General features: G+C 32.3%; 12 protein-coding genes. 10 read left to right on the top strand and 2 right to left on the bottom strand.

Annotated elements, in window-relative coordinates; all coding sequences use genetic code 11:
* The first annotated feature begins 198 nt into the window (after positions 1–198).
* Complete coding sequence (locus FOC48_RS03180; RefSeq protein WP_003146212.1) at positions 199–852, top strand: aspartate/glutamate racemase family protein; 654 nt, start codon at positions 199–201, stop codon at positions 850–852.
* 1 nt (position 853) lies between these two features.
* Positions 854–1,582: a DUF554 domain-containing protein gene (locus FOC48_RS03185; RefSeq protein WP_003146211.1), complete on the top strand. Its 729-nt coding sequence runs from the start codon at positions 854–856 to the stop codon at positions 1,580–1,582.
* Positions 1,583–1,681: 99 nt separating this feature from the next.
* Here FOC48_RS03185 and FOC48_RS03190 read toward each other — a convergent pair whose 3' ends face one another.
* Together FOC48_RS03190 and FOC48_RS03195 are read right to left on the bottom strand one after the other, a co-directional pair.
* The gene (locus FOC48_RS03190; RefSeq protein ID WP_003146210.1) at positions 1,682–2,503 is read right to left on the bottom strand and encodes a lipoate--protein ligase family protein; all 822 of its coding nucleotides are present in this window, start codon (positions 2,501–2,503) and stop codon (positions 1,682–1,684) included.
* A gap of 155 nt (positions 2,504–2,658) precedes the next feature.
* Entirely contained in the window at positions 2,659–3,708 is a 1,050-nt protein-coding gene (locus tag FOC48_RS03195) for a PTS sugar transporter subunit IIC (protein WP_003146208.1), read from the bottom strand.
* 184 nt (positions 3,709–3,892) lie between these two features.
* Here FOC48_RS03195 and FOC48_RS03200 point away from each other — a divergent pair, with 184 nt between their 5' ends.
* The 8 genes from FOC48_RS03200 to FOC48_RS03235 all read left to right on the top strand — a co-directional run bounded on the left by FOC48_RS03200 (position 3,893) and on the right by FOC48_RS03235 (position 16,384).
* A complete protein-coding gene (locus FOC48_RS03200) occupies positions 3,893–4,537 on the top strand; it encodes a hypothetical protein (RefSeq protein ID WP_003146207.1) in 645 nt (214 codons plus the stop codon).
* Positions 4,538–4,925: 388 nt separating this feature from the next.
* Positions 4,926–7,658: an isoleucine--tRNA ligase gene (gene ileS, locus FOC48_RS03205; protein ID WP_003146205.1), complete on the top strand. Its 2,733-nt coding sequence runs from the start codon at positions 4,926–4,928 to the stop codon at positions 7,656–7,658.
* 249 nt (positions 7,659–7,907) lie between these two features.
* Positions 7,908–8,243: an HIRAN domain-containing protein gene (locus tag FOC48_RS03210; RefSeq protein WP_003146204.1), complete on the top strand. Its 336-nt coding sequence runs from the start codon at positions 7,908–7,910 to the stop codon at positions 8,241–8,243.
* 40 nt (positions 8,244–8,283) lie between these two features.
* Positions 8,284–9,270 (top strand): helix-turn-helix transcriptional regulator, encoded by a 987-nt coding sequence (locus FOC48_RS03215; RefSeq protein ID WP_003146201.1) that lies wholly within the window; start codon positions 8,284–8,286, stop codon positions 9,268–9,270.
* Between the two features lie 235 nt (positions 9,271–9,505).
* Entirely contained in the window at positions 9,506–12,070 is a 2,565-nt protein-coding gene (gene secA / locus FOC48_RS03220; protein ID WP_003146200.1) for a preprotein translocase subunit SecA, read from the top strand.
* A gap of 80 nt (positions 12,071–12,150) precedes the next feature.
* Positions 12,151–12,897 carry an NAD-dependent protein deacylase gene (locus tag FOC48_RS03225; protein WP_003146198.1) on the top strand — a complete coding sequence of 249 codons (747 nt, stop codon included), beginning with the start codon at positions 12,151–12,153 and terminating at the stop codon, positions 12,895–12,897.
* Complete coding sequence (locus FOC48_RS03230) at positions 12,898–14,658, top strand: ABC transporter ATP-binding protein (RefSeq protein ID WP_003146197.1); 1,761 nt, start codon at positions 12,898–12,900, stop codon at positions 14,656–14,658. It abuts the gene before it with no gap.
* Entirely contained in the window at positions 14,645–16,384 is a 1,740-nt protein-coding gene (locus FOC48_RS03235; RefSeq protein ID WP_003146196.1) for an ABC transporter ATP-binding protein, read from the top strand. Before FOC48_RS03230 ends, FOC48_RS03235 begins: the two co-directional genes overlap by 14 nt.
* Positions 16,385–16,421 lie beyond the last annotated feature (37 nt).

The following is a 16,421-nucleotide window of genomic DNA, read 5'->3' on the forward strand; positions in this document are numbered from 1 at the left end:
AAATCACGATTTTTGAGTCACTCTCAAATAACTATAGACCTCAGGAGAAATCCTGGGTCTATTTTTGTATTAAGTTATATGAAAATTAAAAGATTAAAGTATGGTAATTATTATCTTTTGTAGAAACGAAATTTGTAGTATAATGATAAAATAAATAAATAAATTGACGAACGAAATATTTGTGTAGGAGGAATTTGAATGAAGATAGCGGTTATGGCTGGAACACCGATTGATTCGAAATTAGGTGCGGAGTTACTAAATTCATATGGCTATGATGATGTAGTTTTAGTGCCAATTTCTAATAATCCAGTAGAACAAACAACGTTTCAAGCTTTAGAAGATGAAGAACGTGAAAATATTATTGTGAAAATTATTGATGAACTAAAAGAGAAAGATTGCGGTGCTATTTTTGTGTATTGTAATTCCCTAAGTTCGGTTGCTGATTTTGATAGATTGGCAGAAAAAATGAATATTTCTATTATTACTCCTATGCAGATGTATAGGAATCTTGGACTTGAGTATAAGTATCTAGCTGTAATGGCAGCGAACTCTCATGGACTTACTGGTGTTGAGAACAATCTATATGTCTCGAATCCGCGTCTTCGTGTTTTAGGATTATCGATGTTGGAGCTTGTTAAGGCGATTGAAGAGGGGAATAAACCAGAACAAATTGTCGAAGATTTTAATTTTAAGACATTGTTTAATTATTTCGAATTAACGAATGTAGAAGCAGTTGTTCTTGGATGTACACACTTCCCTTATATTAAAAAAGAACTTGAGAAAATCACTAAACTACCTATTATAGATGTTGGAGTATTTATGATAGAAAGTTTAAAGAGAAAGGATATATAGAATGCCAACAGGAATAATAATTAATACGATTGCTATATTTTTAGGAGGTATAGCAGGAGCTGTGTTGGGAGATAAATTACCGGAAAAGTATAAAGAACAGTTGAATATGATTTTTGGACTTTGTTCAATGGGAATGGGAATAGCATCAATTGGTCTTATGAAATATATGCCAGCGGTGATATTCGCGATTATTATAGGGACATTAGTAGGATTATTTTTTAATCTTGGTGATTTGGTATATAGAGCTTGTGCGAAAATGCAGAAACTTATGGTAAAAGTTGTTCCAAAACCTAATAGTTCTATGTCAGAAACAGAATTTTTAGCTACGTTGATTACCGTAATTGTTCTATTTTGTTCTAGTGGTATGGGAATTTATGGTAGTCTTAATGAAGGTATAACAGGTGATCCAAGTTTATTAATTACGAAGTCTATTCTTGATTTCTTTACGGCAGCTATCTTTGCTTGTAATCTTGGGTATATTGTTTCACTAATAGCAGTACCGCAGTTTGTTATTTTTACGTTATTATTTTTATCAGCAGGATTGATAGTGCCATTAACGACACCTGAAATGATTAATGATTTTAAAGCCTGTGGTGGTTTCTTAATGGTTGCTGCTGGGTTTAGAATTTTGAAACTCAAGATGTTTCCGGTTGTAGATATGGTACCTGCGATGATATTAGTAATGCCATTTAGTTGGCTTTGGGTAAATGTGATTTTACATTTATTATAAAATATTATGAAAAAAATAAAGCTAGTTAGAATTGTTTTCTGACTAGCTCTTTTGTATGTTTATTATTTTTGTTTCTAAATTCCTAAACCGATGAGATTACTATTTTCCTTCTAAGTAACTTTCATTTCTTTCTTTTGCTTGTTCAAAGATACTGTTGTATTCTTCTATCATTTCTTCTGTGTATTCTCCTTCAACTTGTTCACAGTCTAGTGAATAAAGTACTTTTTCAACTCTTTCATATACATCCTCTAGAGTAAACTCCTTATGAAGAAGTTTTTCTAATGTTTCCATACAGTTCGGGTCGATTTTTGGATATTTGTAATTTATCTGTTGCTCTTTTATTCCAATATCATAAAATTCACGCATTATGTTTGCACGTTTTTGTTGATCACCAAAGACGCTAATATATATAGAAACAACTACTGAATCTTTAATTTTTCTTTGAGCGATTCCAGCGAATTTTTTTCCATTTATGCTTAGGTCATAATCACCAGGACAGTACGAGTTAGTTATTTCAATAGCTTGGATTTTGTTAGCACCTTCTGGGAAAACTGCTTTGATAAATTCTGTCATTAATTCATAACCTTCATTAATTGAAAAGTTTTCTTTTGGTTTATTCATAATGATAGATAAATTTAATATACCTTTGTCTGAAATTATTCCTAATCCCCCGATATTTCTAACTGCAGGAATAATATTATTTCTATAAAAAGAAAATAATGCTTCATCGAAAAATGGAACACGCGTATCTGGTGCTCCGATTATTGCTGAGTTCGGCAATGTGTACATGTGTAATATACAGTCATCATTACCAGAAATTGTACGTAAAAACATTTCATCAGTAGCAATAGGTATTAGGGGATTTACTATATTTAATGTTTTATAAACATTGAATTTTTTATTTCGAATAAGATTTAGCATAGCTACTCCTTCTAAATTTGTCGATAATATATATAACTTAAAAATTAATACTTTAATCATTATAATTTATGAGGATGATTTATGCAAGGTTTAAGTGAATTAGGAGGTAAAAAAAGGAGACGGCTCAAAATGGTTTCGAGTCGTCTCAAATTATTTTATAAGTTAAGTTTGTAATCTTCTGGTTTGATAATTGGTACAATTTTCGTGAATAGTTTTACGAAGAAGAAACCAGAAACTACAGGAATTACTACGAAGACGATTGCTGCTTTTAATATTTCTAAAGCACTTCCGTCAGTAGTCGCAAGGTGTGCTAATGGACCAACTAGACCGCTGAATCCGAATCCTGCACTCATTGCTGTTCCTTTAATGTTTAGTATTGCTGCAAATACTCCTGAGACAGCAGCGCTACATAGAACAGGTAGCATAATCTTCGGTTTAGCGAAAATATTAGCCATTGAAATTTTTGGAGATCCGATAAAGTGCGCGAAGCAAACACCTTTAGAGTTTACAGCCCATCCTGCTATTGCTAGTGTGAATCCACATGCACAGATTCCAAGGTTTGCAGCTCCTGAAGCTATTCCGTCGATATTAATCGCTAATGCAACCCCAACTGATGTAATTGGAGAAACTACAAGACATGCAAAAATAACCGCGATAAGAATAGTAAGAATGATAGGTTGTAATGTAAGTAGATGTTTGATTCCATCTCCTAAAAGTTTAGTTACTCCTGAGAAGAATGGAAGAGTATATCTACCAATACCTCCGATAATTACAAGTGTTAATGGAGGTAGGATGATTACCGCATAGTTTTTAGCTTTGTCTCCAATTAGTAGGATAAATAATGTTGCTAATGCTGCTGTAAAGATCATAGTTACGATATCTCCAGAACCTTTTAACATAAGACCTGTTTTGTCTGGAGTAGGGATAATTGAACCACTCGCAAATAGAGTAGCTAACCCAATAGATACACTTTGAACAGGTGTAAATTTAAAGAATAATCCAATAATAATTCCAGAAGCTAAACCTATCATAGCGTTAGAAATTGTTATTGATAATGATAAAAATGCAAGTGAAGGATAAACCTTACCTATATATTTAAGTAGTTCACCAAGTAATGCACCTGGCACTAAACATAGAACTGTTCCTAGGGCGATACCGTTAAGGACGTTCATAGTAAAATTCTTAATAGAAATTTTTTCTTTCATAAATATCATCTCCTTTATGTATTCGTAACCTAAAAAGGTTACTAATTATTATAACGTAAAATATATATTTTGTACATTAAAATTTACTAATTTTATTTTGTAGTTTAACTTAATTTTAACTTTTCACTATACTATATAGTATATAATATTATTAGAAGGAAGGTAAAATATAAAGGAGATTCGAATGAAAATATTAAGAAAAATACTAGCGTTACTAGTAGTGTTGGCTCTTTTTGGTGGTGGTGCAACATATGCATTGACGCCAAGTGAAAGTATAAATAATTCAGAAAAATTGGCGAATCATGATGCTAAGATTAAGTTAGAGGATCTAAATAGAGATTTTATTTCAAATCTTAAATTAGTTGATTCAAATATTAAAACATCATTAAAAATTAATAATAATACATTTCTATCTATATTTAAGAATGCTGTATCAGACGATTCTCAATTACTAGATGGTAGTTATAAATTAGTTGATGATCATATTAAAGCGAAATTACCTGTTAAATTAGGGCTTTGGGATACAATGATAAATACGAATATAAAAGTAACTGGTGCTAACAATAGTGTAGATTTAATTCTAGAAGATGCTAAAATTGGTAAGGTTCCAATTCCAAATTTTGCTTTGGAAAAATATTTAAAAGAAGCTCTTTCTGGAAGTGGAGCAAGGGTTAACGGTAATACTATTACTATTAAGTCACTTGATTTACCAGTTGTTGTTGATAATGTAGAGGTTACTGATAGTAATATTAATGTCACTGCATCACTTAGCAGAGAAAAAGCGTTGAAATATGCTGCAGAGAATTTTAACGTATATCGAAGAGTATAAAAAAATTAGACTTTTGAAAATGAACAATTATTAGAAGGGTTTCTAAATATGGAGTCTTTCAAAATAGTGGGTTTTCAAAAGTCTTTTTTTAAATTTCATGATATTTTCAGATAATTTCAAATTAAATTCACATAAAAGACTTGAAAGTTTCATCTTGATGTAATATAATATACATATCGTAAATAAAGACAAGACGACTGTGTGGAGTTTTAGAGAGAAACTGGTTGGTGGAAAGTTTTATAGAAGCATAGGAGTTATCACTTTATTGTGTAATAATTTTAATAGAACAAACAAGTGCTCTTGGTAGGAGTTAAAAGAGGTGGTACCGTGGATAAATTTCGCCCTCTATAACTTTTACTGAGAGTTTTTTATTTTGAAAGGAGAAAAAATGGTAGAATTAAAAGATACATTATTAATGCCAAAAACGAAGTTTCCAATGCGTGGAAATCTTCCGAATAAAGAACCTGAATTCCTAAAACGTTGGGAAGAAATGGATTTATATAACAAAATTTTAGAAAAAAATGCTGGGAAACCTTCATACGTACTTCACGATGGACCTCCATATGCGAATGGTAACATCCACATCGGACACGCGTTAAACAAAATTTTAAAAGACTTTATCGTTAAATATAAAAACATGAATGGTTTTGTGTCTAATTATGTTCCTGGTTGGGATACTCACGGTCTTCCAATCGAGCAAGTATTAGTAAACAATGGTGTTGATAGAAAATCTATGCCAGCTAATAAATTTAGAAATAAATGTAAAGATTATGCATTAAAACAAGTTGATAAGCAACGAGCTGACTTCAAAAAACTTGGAGTATTAGGTGATTGGGATAATCCATACTTAACTTTAGATCCAAAATTTGAAGCTGAACAAATCCGTGTATTCGGTAAAATGGTAGACAAAGGATATATCTACAAAGGATTAAAACCTATCTACTGGTCACCATCATCAGAATCTGCATTAGCTGAAGCTGAAATCGAGTACCACGATCATACTTCGCCATCTATCTATGTTGCTTTCGAATTAGTTAGTGAAAATGGTGCTGTAGAAAAAGGAACTAAGTTTGTTATCTGGACAACTACTCCATGGACATTACCTGCGAACTTAGGTATCGCTGTTCATCCAGACTTTGAATACCAAGTTGTTAAATATAACGGAGAAAGCTACTTAGTAGCTAAAGAAAGAGTAGCATTCTTAGCTGAGAAATTCGGTTGGGAAAACTATGAAACAGGTGAAGTATTAGTAGGTAAAGATTTAGAGTACTTACTATGTAAACACCCATTCTTAGATAGAACATCTACATTAATCTTAGCTGATTATGTAACACTTGATTCTGGGACTGGTTTAGTACATACAGCTCCTGGACACGGGGTTGATGACTATCTTGTTGGTCAATTACAATACAAACTTGGAGTTTTATCACCAGTAGATAACCAAGGTGTTCTTACGGAAGAAGCTGGACAATTCGCTGGTAAATTCGTATTCGATGCGAACAAAGATATTATTGCTCACTTAGATGAAACTGGAGCATTATTAAAACAAGAAGATATCACTCACTCATACCCACACGACTGGAGAAGTAAAAAACCAATTATCTTCAGAGCTACACCACAATGGTTCTGTTCTGTTGATGCATTCCGTAGCGAATTACTTGAAGCTGTAGATAACACTAAATTCTACAGTGAATGGGGTAAACCAAGATTATATAATATGATTCGTGACCGCGGTGACTGGGTAATCAGTCGTCAGCGTGTTTGGGGTGTGCCAATTCCTGTATTTTACGCTGAAAACGGAGAAGCTATCCTTGATATCGAATTAATCGAACACGTAGCTAAAATCTTCGAAGAAGAAGGATCAAACGTTTGGTTCTACAAAGATGCTAAAGAATTATTACCAGAAGGATACACTCACCCTGGAAGTCCAAACGGAGAATTCACTAAAGAAATGGATATCATGGACGTATGGTTTGACTCTGGAACATCTCACCAAGGATGTTGTGCAATTCGTGAGGACTTAACTTACCCAGCTGACTTATACCTAGAAGGAAGTGACCAATACCGTGGATGGTTCAACTCTTCACTTATCACTTCTGTAGCTGTATCTGGAGTAGCTCCGTATAAAGAGTTAGTATCTGCTGGATTCGTTATGGACGGTAATGGTAACAAGATGAGTAAATCTTTAGGTAACGTTATTTCTCCTAACGATGTAGGTAAAGAATTAGGTGCTGAAATTATCCGTCTATGGTCTGCAAGTGTTGACTATACTCAAGACGTTCGTATCTCTAAAGATATCTTAAAACAAGTATCTGAAACATACAGAAAAATCAGAAATACATTCCGTTTCTTACTAGGAAACTTATTCAACGGAAGCTTCAACAACAAAACTGATTTAGTTGCGTACGAAAACCTTGAAGAATTAGACAAATATATGGTTCTAAAATTCGAGAAAGTTGTTGCAAAAGTATTAGATTACTATGAAAACTACCAATTCAACAGTATTACTACTGAACTAATCAACTTCTTCAACGTTGAACTATCTTCATTCTACCTAGACTATGGTAAAGATATTCTTTACATCGAAGGTGAAGATTCTCACAAACGTTTAAGTATGTTAACAGTTCTTTACACAGTATTAAGTAAATCTGTTAGATTACTTGCTCCAATTCTTTCATTCACTGCTGAAGAAGTATACGACAATATGCCGTATGAAGATGCTGAGTCTGTTCACTTAACTGATTTCCCAGCTAAAAACGTAATTGAAGATGCTGCGTTAGAAGCTAAATGGGATAAACTTCTTGAAGTTCGTGATGATGTGAATAAAGCATTAGAAGAAAGCCGTAATGAAAAAGTTATCGGTAAATCTCTAGAAGCAGCTGTTGAAGTATACAGTAACGATGCAGAAGTTGTTGAGTTATTAAACTCTGTTGATAACTTAAACCAATTCTTCATCGTAAGTAAAGTTGCTGTTAAAGAAAATGATGGTGTAGCTTATGATCTTGCTACTGTTAAAGTAACTAAAGCTGAAGGACACCGTTGTGACCGTTGTTGGAACATCGTAGATGAAGTAAACGAAGAAGGTTTATGTCCACGTTGCGCTAGCATCTTAAACAAATAATAGAATAACCTTAAAAAAGTGTATATGATAACTCATAGACGCAGTGGTTTATTGATATCTAAATTCGCTTTATAAAAGCTTGTTAGATATCTAATAAACTGTGCGGGTGTGACTCTACAAAATCGATTTCTCTACGAAATCACGATTTTTGAGTCACTCCCTATTTTTTTTATAAAATTTTAAAAGAGTCCAAAAAAATGGACAAATAGATTGTTATAATTAAATCACAAAACGAAGAGGTGATTTAAAATGAAAAAAGATTATATTACAATTACAGGAATGAAACATTTTTTTGGAACAACAGTTTTTAGAGTTGGAGATGTTATTAGTTGTGAAAAAGAGTTTGATAATGACTTTGATGAAGAAGCGATAAAAGTTATGATGAAAACTTTTGGGAAAGTTGGTTACATTGCAAATTCAAGTGGAACTGTTGCGAAAGGTACGAAAAGTGCAGGAAGAATTTATGATAAAGTTGGAGATAAATTTTTTGTAAGAGTATGTTTCGTTACTGGAGGTTCAGTAATCGCAGAAGTTGTTAATAGAGATGTGAAAATATTTAAAAGTAATAGAAAAATTCGTAAATAGTTGTTATTATATACATAAGTGTATATAAGGAGCAAAATTTATGGAAAAAGGAAGATATCAAAAATTAAAGCTATTATACTTATTAGAAATACTAAGGGATTATAGTGATGAAAATACTTATTTAAGTGTGAAAGAATTGATTTCTTTACTCTTGAAAAAAGAAATTATCGTGGAGAGAAAAACTTTATATAAGGATATAGAATTACTACAAGATTATGGATTTAATATCGTGGTTGAAAAGAATGGTCGTGAAAATACATACGCATTAGTAGAAAGAGAATTTGAGCTTGCTGAGGTGAAAATGTTAATTGATGTAATTCAGGCGAGTAAGTTCTTAACTGCTAAAAAATCTCGAGATTTAATTTTAAAACTGAAGAAATTAGCGAGCAAGAAACAAGCGCAAAAAATTCAAAGACAGGTATATTCTTTTGAAGAAAATAAATACATCAATGAAAATATTTATTATAATGTTGATGCTATTCACAATGCAGTTGCAGAAAATAAACAAATTGATTTTAATTATTGGCAATGGAATCATAATAAACAGATGATTGATAGAAAAAATGGTGAAGTATATAATGTAAGTCCATTTGCTCTAGTATGGAATGATGAGAATTATTACATGGTTGCTTTTGATGCTAAGACAGATTTAATTAAAAATTATCGTGTTGATAAGATGAGAAATGTTTTAATTGCTGAAAGTGATAGAGTTGGTCACGACAAGTTCCAAAAAGAAGATATTTCGAGCTATTCAAAGAAGATCTTCGGTATGTATGGTGGAACTTTAGAAAAAGTGACTTTAGAGTTTAAAGAATCATTAATAGGAGCAATCGTTGATAGATTCGGAAAAGATATTATTATTCATAAAAAAGATGATATTTATCAAACTTCTGTAGAAGTTATGTGTAGTAGTCATTTCTTGGGATGGATTTTCTCTTTAGGTAGTGATATTGAAATATTAGCACCTCAAAATGTTCGAGATTTATATGTTGAGAAAGTGAAAGATTTACTAAAAAAATATAGATAAAATAATTCTAGTAGAATTTGAAGAGGAAGTTCTACTAGAATTTTTGTATGATTAAAATCAAAAAATATATAAATTCATTTAGCTTTATTAGTTGGACAAAAAACGTAGTTAATATCAACTTAAAATCGTGTTATTGTTGTTGCTTTAATGATAAATGAATGTTATAATTAAGAGATGAATTATAATATGATTATAAAATCATTTAATAGAAAAATATGTCGGAAGGAAAATGTTAATGGCTATTTTAGGAAAAATATTTGATGCTAACAAAAGAGAAGTAAAAAACTTATCAAAATTAGCTGATAAGGTATTAGCTAAAGACGAAGAATATTCAAGTCTTAGCGATGAACAATTAGTAAATAAAACAGAAGAATTTAAAGCATATATCCAAGTACAAAAAGAAAAAGGTAAAGAAACACCGGATATATTAGATAAAATTTTAGTAGATGCATTTGCTGCAGCGCGTGAAGGAGCATTCCGTTCTTTAGGAATGAAACCATATAAAGTTCAAATCATGGGTGGTATCGCACTTCACCGTGGGGATATCGCAGAGATGAGAACAGGGGAAGGTAAAACTCTTACTGCAACAATGCCTGTATACTTAAACGCATTAGCTGGAGAAGGGGTACACGTTGTTACAGTTAACGAATACTTATCTCAACGTGACGCTCAAGAAATGGGTGTTTTCTATAACTACATGGGACTTTCTGTAGGTCTTAACTTAAACTCTTTAAACTCTGAAGAGAAAAGAGCCGCGTACAATGCTGATATTACATACTCAACAAACAATGAATTAGGATTTGACTATTTAAGAGATAACATGGTTAAAACAGTTGAAGCTCGTGTTCAACGTCCATTAAACTACGCTGTAATCGATGAGGTTGACTCAGTTCTTATCGATGAAGCTCGTACACCACTTATTATTTCTGGTGAAGGACAAGAATCAACATCACTTTACCAAGTAGCGAATGCTTTCGTTAAAACTCTGAAAAAAGCAGAGAAAGAAGATGGAAGTGATGGAGATTATACTCTAGATATTAAAACTAAAGCTATTCAACTTTCTGAAAATGGTATTGATAAAGCTGAAAGTTACTTTGGATTAAAAAATCTTTATGATTTAAAAAATGTTGATTTAACTCACCACATCAACCAAGCATTAAAAGCTAACTACACAATGGCATTAGACGTTGACTACGTAGTTGCTGAAGATGGAGAAATCTTAATCGTTGACCAATTTACAGGTCGTACAATGCCTGGTCGTCGTTTCTCTGAAGGGTTACACCAAGCTATCGAAGCTAAAGAAGGTGTTCCTATTCAAAAAGAAAGTAAAACAATGGCGACTATTACTTTCCAAAACTTCTTCAGAATGTACAAAAAACTTAGTGGTATGACTGGTACTGGTAAAACAGAGGAAGAGGAATTTAGAAATATTTACAACATGTTTGTAACAACTATTCCTACAAACAGACCAATCCAAAGGATTGATGCACCAGACTATATTTACTCAAACATGGAAGCTAAGTTCAATGCTGTAGCTCAAGAAGTTAAAGAACGTTATGACAAAGGACAACCAGTTCTTTTAGGTACAGTTTCTATTGAAACGAGTGAATTAGTATCTAAATTATTATATAGATACGGTGTACCTCACAAAGTTCTTAATGCTAAACAAAATGAAAGTGAAGCAGAAATTATTAAACAAGCTGGTCAACGTGGTTCAGTAACAATCGCGACTAACATGGCTGGTCGTGGTACGGATATTAAACTTGGTGAAGGTGTTCGTGAATTAGGTGGTCTTGCCGTTATCGGTACAGAACGTCACGAATCTCGCCGTATTGATAATCAGCTACGTGGACGTTCTGGACGTCAAGGGGACCCTGGTTACAGTAGATTCTATCTATCTCTAGAAGATGAGCTTATGGTTCGTTTCGGAGCTGATAGATTACAAAAGATTATGGGTAAAGATGTAGATACTCCGCTTGAAAGTAGAATGGTAAGTAGATCGGTAGAAAGTGCTCAAAAACGTGTTGAAGGTAATAACTATGACTCACGTAAACAAGTACTTCAATATGATGATGTATTACGTAAACAACGTGAAATCATGTATGCTGAGAGAAATAAAGTATTAGAAAATGAAGTAGTTACTGATATTATCCAAGAGATGATCGGTGATGCTGTTGATAAAACTATTGCTTACATTACAGAAAACTTAGAAGCACATAGTGAAAAAGAAGAAACAGAAGAAATCATCAAATCACTTAACGAGAAGTTCTTAGGTCAAAAACCTATTACTGATAGTGAATATTCAGATGTTATGTCTGATGATGAAATTCGTGAATTAGTATTACACAGAATTAATTTAGAGTTAGCTGAGAAACGTGAGTTACTTGGTGATGAAACTATGAATTCATTCGAGAAATACATTCTTCTTAATGCAATTGATGATAGATGGACTGATCATATCGACCAAATGGATCAACTTAGAAAAGGGATTTTCCTACGTTCTTATGGACAAATTGATCCGCTTCGTGAATACAAAACTGAAGGTTACGAAATGTTCGAAGACATGATTGATGACATTCAAGTTGAGGTTGTTACTAACCTAATGCGTATTAGAGTAGAACGCCACGAAGAAATCGAGATGAAACAAGAACCAACGAACCTTGTAACTAACGATAGTAAAGAACATATCGCTCGTGGTCCAGTTAAGAGTGCTTCTCGTGAAGAGAAAAAAGCTCGTATCGAAGAGCGTAAACAACGTATCAAAGAGTTAAAAGCTCAAAAAGATAAAGAAACTAATTAGTAGTTAATTGATAGAAGGAGACTTAAGTAAGAGTTTCCTTCTTTTCATGGCTTTTTATAATATTATAAGGAGGTAGTATTATGAATAATATAGAAAAACTAAGAGAAATAATAAAATCTAACGATAATATTGTCTTTTTTGGTGGTGCTGGTGTTTCTACAGAATCTGATATTCCAGATTTTAGAAGTGCAAATGGTGTATTTAGTGTAGAACTTAATCGTCATTTCACTCCAGAACAGCTCGTATCAAGAACGATGTTTGTAAAGTATCCTGTAGATTTCTTTGATTTTTATAAGAAGCATTTGGTCTATCCTGATGCTAAACCGAATAATGCGCATTATTATTTAGCGGAGTTAGAAAAACAAGGTAAGTTAAAAGCAGTTGTTACTCAAAATATAGACACACTTCATGAGCAAGCTGGAAGTAAAAATGTTTTGAAGCTACATGGAAGTGTAGATGCAAACTATTGTACGAAGTGTAAGTCTTTTTATAATTTAGAGGATTTCTTAGCCAAGACTGAAGAAATACCTAGTTGTGATAAATGTGGTGGGGTTATAAAACCTTATGTAACTCTTTATGAAGAAGAACTTGATATGACGGTATTTAATTCTGCGATTAACTTTATAGAAAAAGCAGATGTATTAATCATTGGCGGAACTTCATTAAGTGTGTATCCTGCTGCTAACTTATTGAATTATTTTAAAGGTAAGCATTTAATTGTTATTAATAAAACTTCTACACCACAGGATAATATGGCAGATCTTGTTATTAATGGAAAAATCGGTGAAGTCTTCTCAAAATTAGAAGAAAGAGAAGGGGGAATGTAGATGTATTTATTTAGAAAATTAGCTTGGTTTATGAAGCTAGAAAAAAAACGATATTTAATAGGGATAATTGCTCTAATTCTAGTAAGTATTTTTAACTTGATTCCGCCGAAAGTTATCGGTACAGTAATTGATAGAATTGAATCGGGGAATTTGACGAATAGTCAGCTATTTTTAAATGTTGGTTATTTAGTGTTAGCTGCTCTGGCTATGTATGCACTTCGTTATGTTTGGCGTGTTTACATTTTTGGAGCTGCGTATAACTTAGGTCGTATTTTAAGATCGAGACTTTTTGAACATTTTACAAAGATGTCTCCTTCGTTCTTCCAAAAGTATCGTACTGGAGATTTAATGGCACATGCGACGAATGATATAAACTCTGTGGCAATGGTTGCAGGTGGTGGTGTAATGTCTGCTGTCGATGCGAGTATTACAGCTTTAGTTACACTTTTTACGATGATATTCTTAATAGATTTCAAATTAACTTTAATAGCGATTATTCCTTTACCATTTTTAGCGTATGCTACTAACTATATTGGAGATAAAAACTATGATAGTTTTGAAGAAGCTCAAGAATCTTTTTCTGATTTGAATAACAAAGTTCAAGAAAGTGTTTCAGGGATAAAAGTTACAAAATCATTTGGTTATGGTAACGATGAAATTAAGAGTTTTAAAGAAGTTAATAAAAAAGTATTCGGAAAGAATGTTATCGCTGCTAAGTATAATTCTCTATTCGATCCAATGGTATTAATCTTCGTTGGGTTATCTTATACACTTACTCTTGTCTTTGGTGGTATTTTCGTTTCTAATGGAGAGTTATCTGTTGGTGAGTTAGTAACTTTCGTTACATATCTTGATATGTTAGTATGGCCACTTCAAGCGATAGGTTGGTTATACAATATCTCACAACGAGGTGAGGTATCATATAAACGTATTGAGAGTTTATTAGATGAAGTAAATGATGTTAATACTAATTTAAACAGTAAAGTTAAAGCTGAAAATGGAAGATTAGAGTATAATATCGACAACTTTGAATTTGAAGAAGGCAAGACTGTACTGAAAGATATCAAGTTTGCTATTGAAAAAGGTCAAACTCTAGGTATTGTAGGTGTGACTGGTTCAGGTAAAACTACTTTACTAAGATTGTTACTAAGAGAATTCAATATTAAGTCGGGTAATATTCTACTTAATAATAGAGATATTGCTGACTACAGTCTGAGTGACTTAAGAAAACTTATTGGATATGTACCGCAAGATCAAGTACTATTCGCTATGTCGATTAAAGAAAATATTCGTTTTGCTAATCCTCAAATCGACGATAAGAAGGTAGAAGAGATTACAAAAATTTGTGGACTGTATGATGATATAATGGCTATGCCAGAGAAGTTTGATACGATCGTTGGAGAAAAAGGTGTTAGTCTTTCTGGTGGTCAAAAACAACGTTTAGCTATGAGTCGTGCTTTGATTATAAATCCTGAGATTTTAATCCTCGATGATTCTTTATCTGCTGTTGATGCTAAGACGGAGCACATTATTTTAGAAAACTTAAAAGAACAACGTAGTGGTCAAACTAATATAATTACCGCTCACAGACTATCTGCGGTTGTTGAAGCTGACTTAATAATTGTTTTAGGTGATGATACTATTATTGAAAAAGGTACTCACGATGAGTTAATAGCAAATAACGGTTGGTATAAAGAGACTTATGAAAGTCAACAGATGGAAGAAAACTTGAAAGGAGGAAGTGAAGATGTCGAAAAGTAAGACGTTTTTTAGATTAATGCGTTATATGTTCCGATATAAAGGGCTATCGATATTAGCATTATTATTTATACTACTAACTTCTATAGTAGCGACAGCAATTCCTCTTTTAGCACAGTATTATATTGATAATTTTATTACAAAAAATATAGCTAAAGCAGGGTTATATATATTAATAATATATTTTGGGTTATTTATTCTAAGAGTAGTGTTTACATTTTTGGGTGAATTCTACTTTGCAAGAGTAGCTCATAGTATAGTAAGAGATTTGAGAAATGATAGTTTTATTAATTTGCAAAAATTAGGAATGTCATATTTCGATAAAACGCCTGTAGGTTCTGTTGTATCAAGATTAACTAATGATACACAAGCTGTTGCAGATATGTTTGGAACGATTTTCTCTAGTTTCTTAAATACTATTCTTATGTTTGTAGTAACACTTTCTGCGATGATTGCTTTAAGTTGGCAACTTACTATTTATATGATATTATTCATTCCTGTTATGGTTGGTTCTGTATATATGTATCAGAAGTTATCTAGTAAACTTGTAGAAATTTCTCGAGCGAAAATTAGTGAAATGAATACTAAGTTATCTGAATCAATCGAAGGCATGAAGATAATTCAAGCATTTAATCAAGAACAACGTTTAATAGATGAATTTGGAGAGGTTAATAATGAACACCTTCGTTATTATACTAAATCATTAAAAGTTGATAGTTTGTTACTACGACCTGCGATGGCGTTATTCAAAGTATTAGCGTATGGAGTTATTGTTACGTACTTTGGGTTGAGTTTTGAGAGTGCTGGTTTTACAGCTGGAATAATTTATGCATTTATTCAATATACGAATCAACTGTTTAATCCATTAATTGAACTTATGCAAAATTTCTCGATTCTTCAAACATCTATAATTTCAGCAGGACGTGTTTTTACATTAATAGATAATGAAGAATACGAACCAGAACAAAGAGAAAATGATTGTAAAATTTCTCGAGGTGATATTGAGTTTAAAAATGTCAGTTTTTCATATGATGGAAAACGCGATGTACTTAAAAATATTTCATTTAGTGTAAAAAATGGAGAGAGTATTGCTTTTGTAGGAGCGACTGGTTCTGGTAAATCATCAATTATGAATCTATTCCTTAGATTTTATGATTATCACAGAGGAGAAATCTTAATTGATGGTGTTGATATTAAAGATTATAGTGCTAAAGAACTGAGAAATAGTGTTGGATTAGTTCTACAAGATCCATTCCTATATCATGGAACTGTAGAGTCTAATATTAAGATGTATAATGAAGAATTAACAAGAGAAGATGTTATTGAAGCGGCTAAGTTTGTTGATGCACATAACTTTATTGACAAACTAGAAGATAAGTATGATAGTATTGTTACAGAAAGAGGTTCAACTTTTTCTAGTGGAGAAAGACAACTTCTGACATTTGCTAGAACTATAGCGAGCAAACCGAAAATTCTTATTCTTGATGAAGCAACTGCAAATATCGACTCTGAAACTGAAGAACTGATTCAAAATTCTCTTGAAAAAATGAGAAAAGGTAGAACGACTATAGCGATTGCTCATAGATTATCTACTATTCAAGATTCTAACTGTATCTATGTGTTAGACAAAGGTGAGATTATTGAATCTGGAACACATGAAGAGTTAATAGCTCTAAAAGGTAATTATTACAAAATGTACCAACTTCAGGCTGGTATGTTAAATAAATAGAATTTAACTGGAAGTGAATTAAGAAACTTCCAGTTTT

It is taken from the genome of Gemella haemolysans, assembly GCF_012273215.1.
Classification (GTDB): Bacteria; Bacillota; Bacilli; order Staphylococcales; family Gemellaceae; genus Gemella; species Gemella haemolysans_A.

Excerpts from the sequence above, each read along its gene's own strand:
- secA (WP_003146200.1), top strand. The coding sequence starts at position 9,506 with ATGGCTATTTTAGGAAAAATATTTGATGCTAACAAAAGAGAAGTAAAA.
- FOC48_RS03185 (WP_003146211.1), top strand. The coding sequence starts at position 854 with ATGCCAACAGGAATAATAATTAATACGATTGCTATATTTTTAGGAGGT.
- FOC48_RS03200 (WP_003146207.1), top strand. The coding sequence starts at position 3,893 with ATGAAAATATTAAGAAAAATACTAGCGTTACTAGTAGTGTTGGCTCTT.
- FOC48_RS03210 (WP_003146204.1), top strand. The coding sequence starts at position 7,908 with ATGAAAAAAGATTATATTACAATTACAGGAATGAAACATTTTTTTGGA.
- FOC48_RS03215 (WP_003146201.1), top strand. The coding sequence starts at position 8,284 with ATGGAAAAAGGAAGATATCAAAAATTAAAGCTATTATACTTATTAGAA.
- FOC48_RS03190 (WP_003146210.1), bottom strand. The coding sequence starts at position 2,503 with ATGCTAAATCTTATTCGAAATAAAAAATTCAATGTTTATAAAACATTA.
- FOC48_RS03235 (WP_003146196.1), top strand. The coding sequence starts at position 14,645 with ATGTCGAAAAGTAAGACGTTTTTTAGATTAATGCGTTATATGTTCCGA.
- FOC48_RS03225 (WP_003146198.1), top strand. The coding sequence starts at position 12,151 with ATGAATAATATAGAAAAACTAAGAGAAATAATAAAATCTAACGATAAT.
- FOC48_RS03180 (WP_003146212.1), top strand. The coding sequence starts at position 199 with ATGAAGATAGCGGTTATGGCTGGAACACCGATTGATTCGAAATTAGGT.
- FOC48_RS03195 (WP_003146208.1), bottom strand. The coding sequence starts at position 3,708 with ATGAAAGAAAAAATTTCTATTAAGAATTTTACTATGAACGTCCTTAAC.
- FOC48_RS03230 (WP_003146197.1), top strand. The coding sequence starts at position 12,898 with ATGTATTTATTTAGAAAATTAGCTTGGTTTATGAAGCTAGAAAAAAAA.
- ileS (WP_003146205.1), top strand. The coding sequence starts at position 4,926 with ATGGTAGAATTAAAAGATACATTATTAATGCCAAAAACGAAGTTTCCA.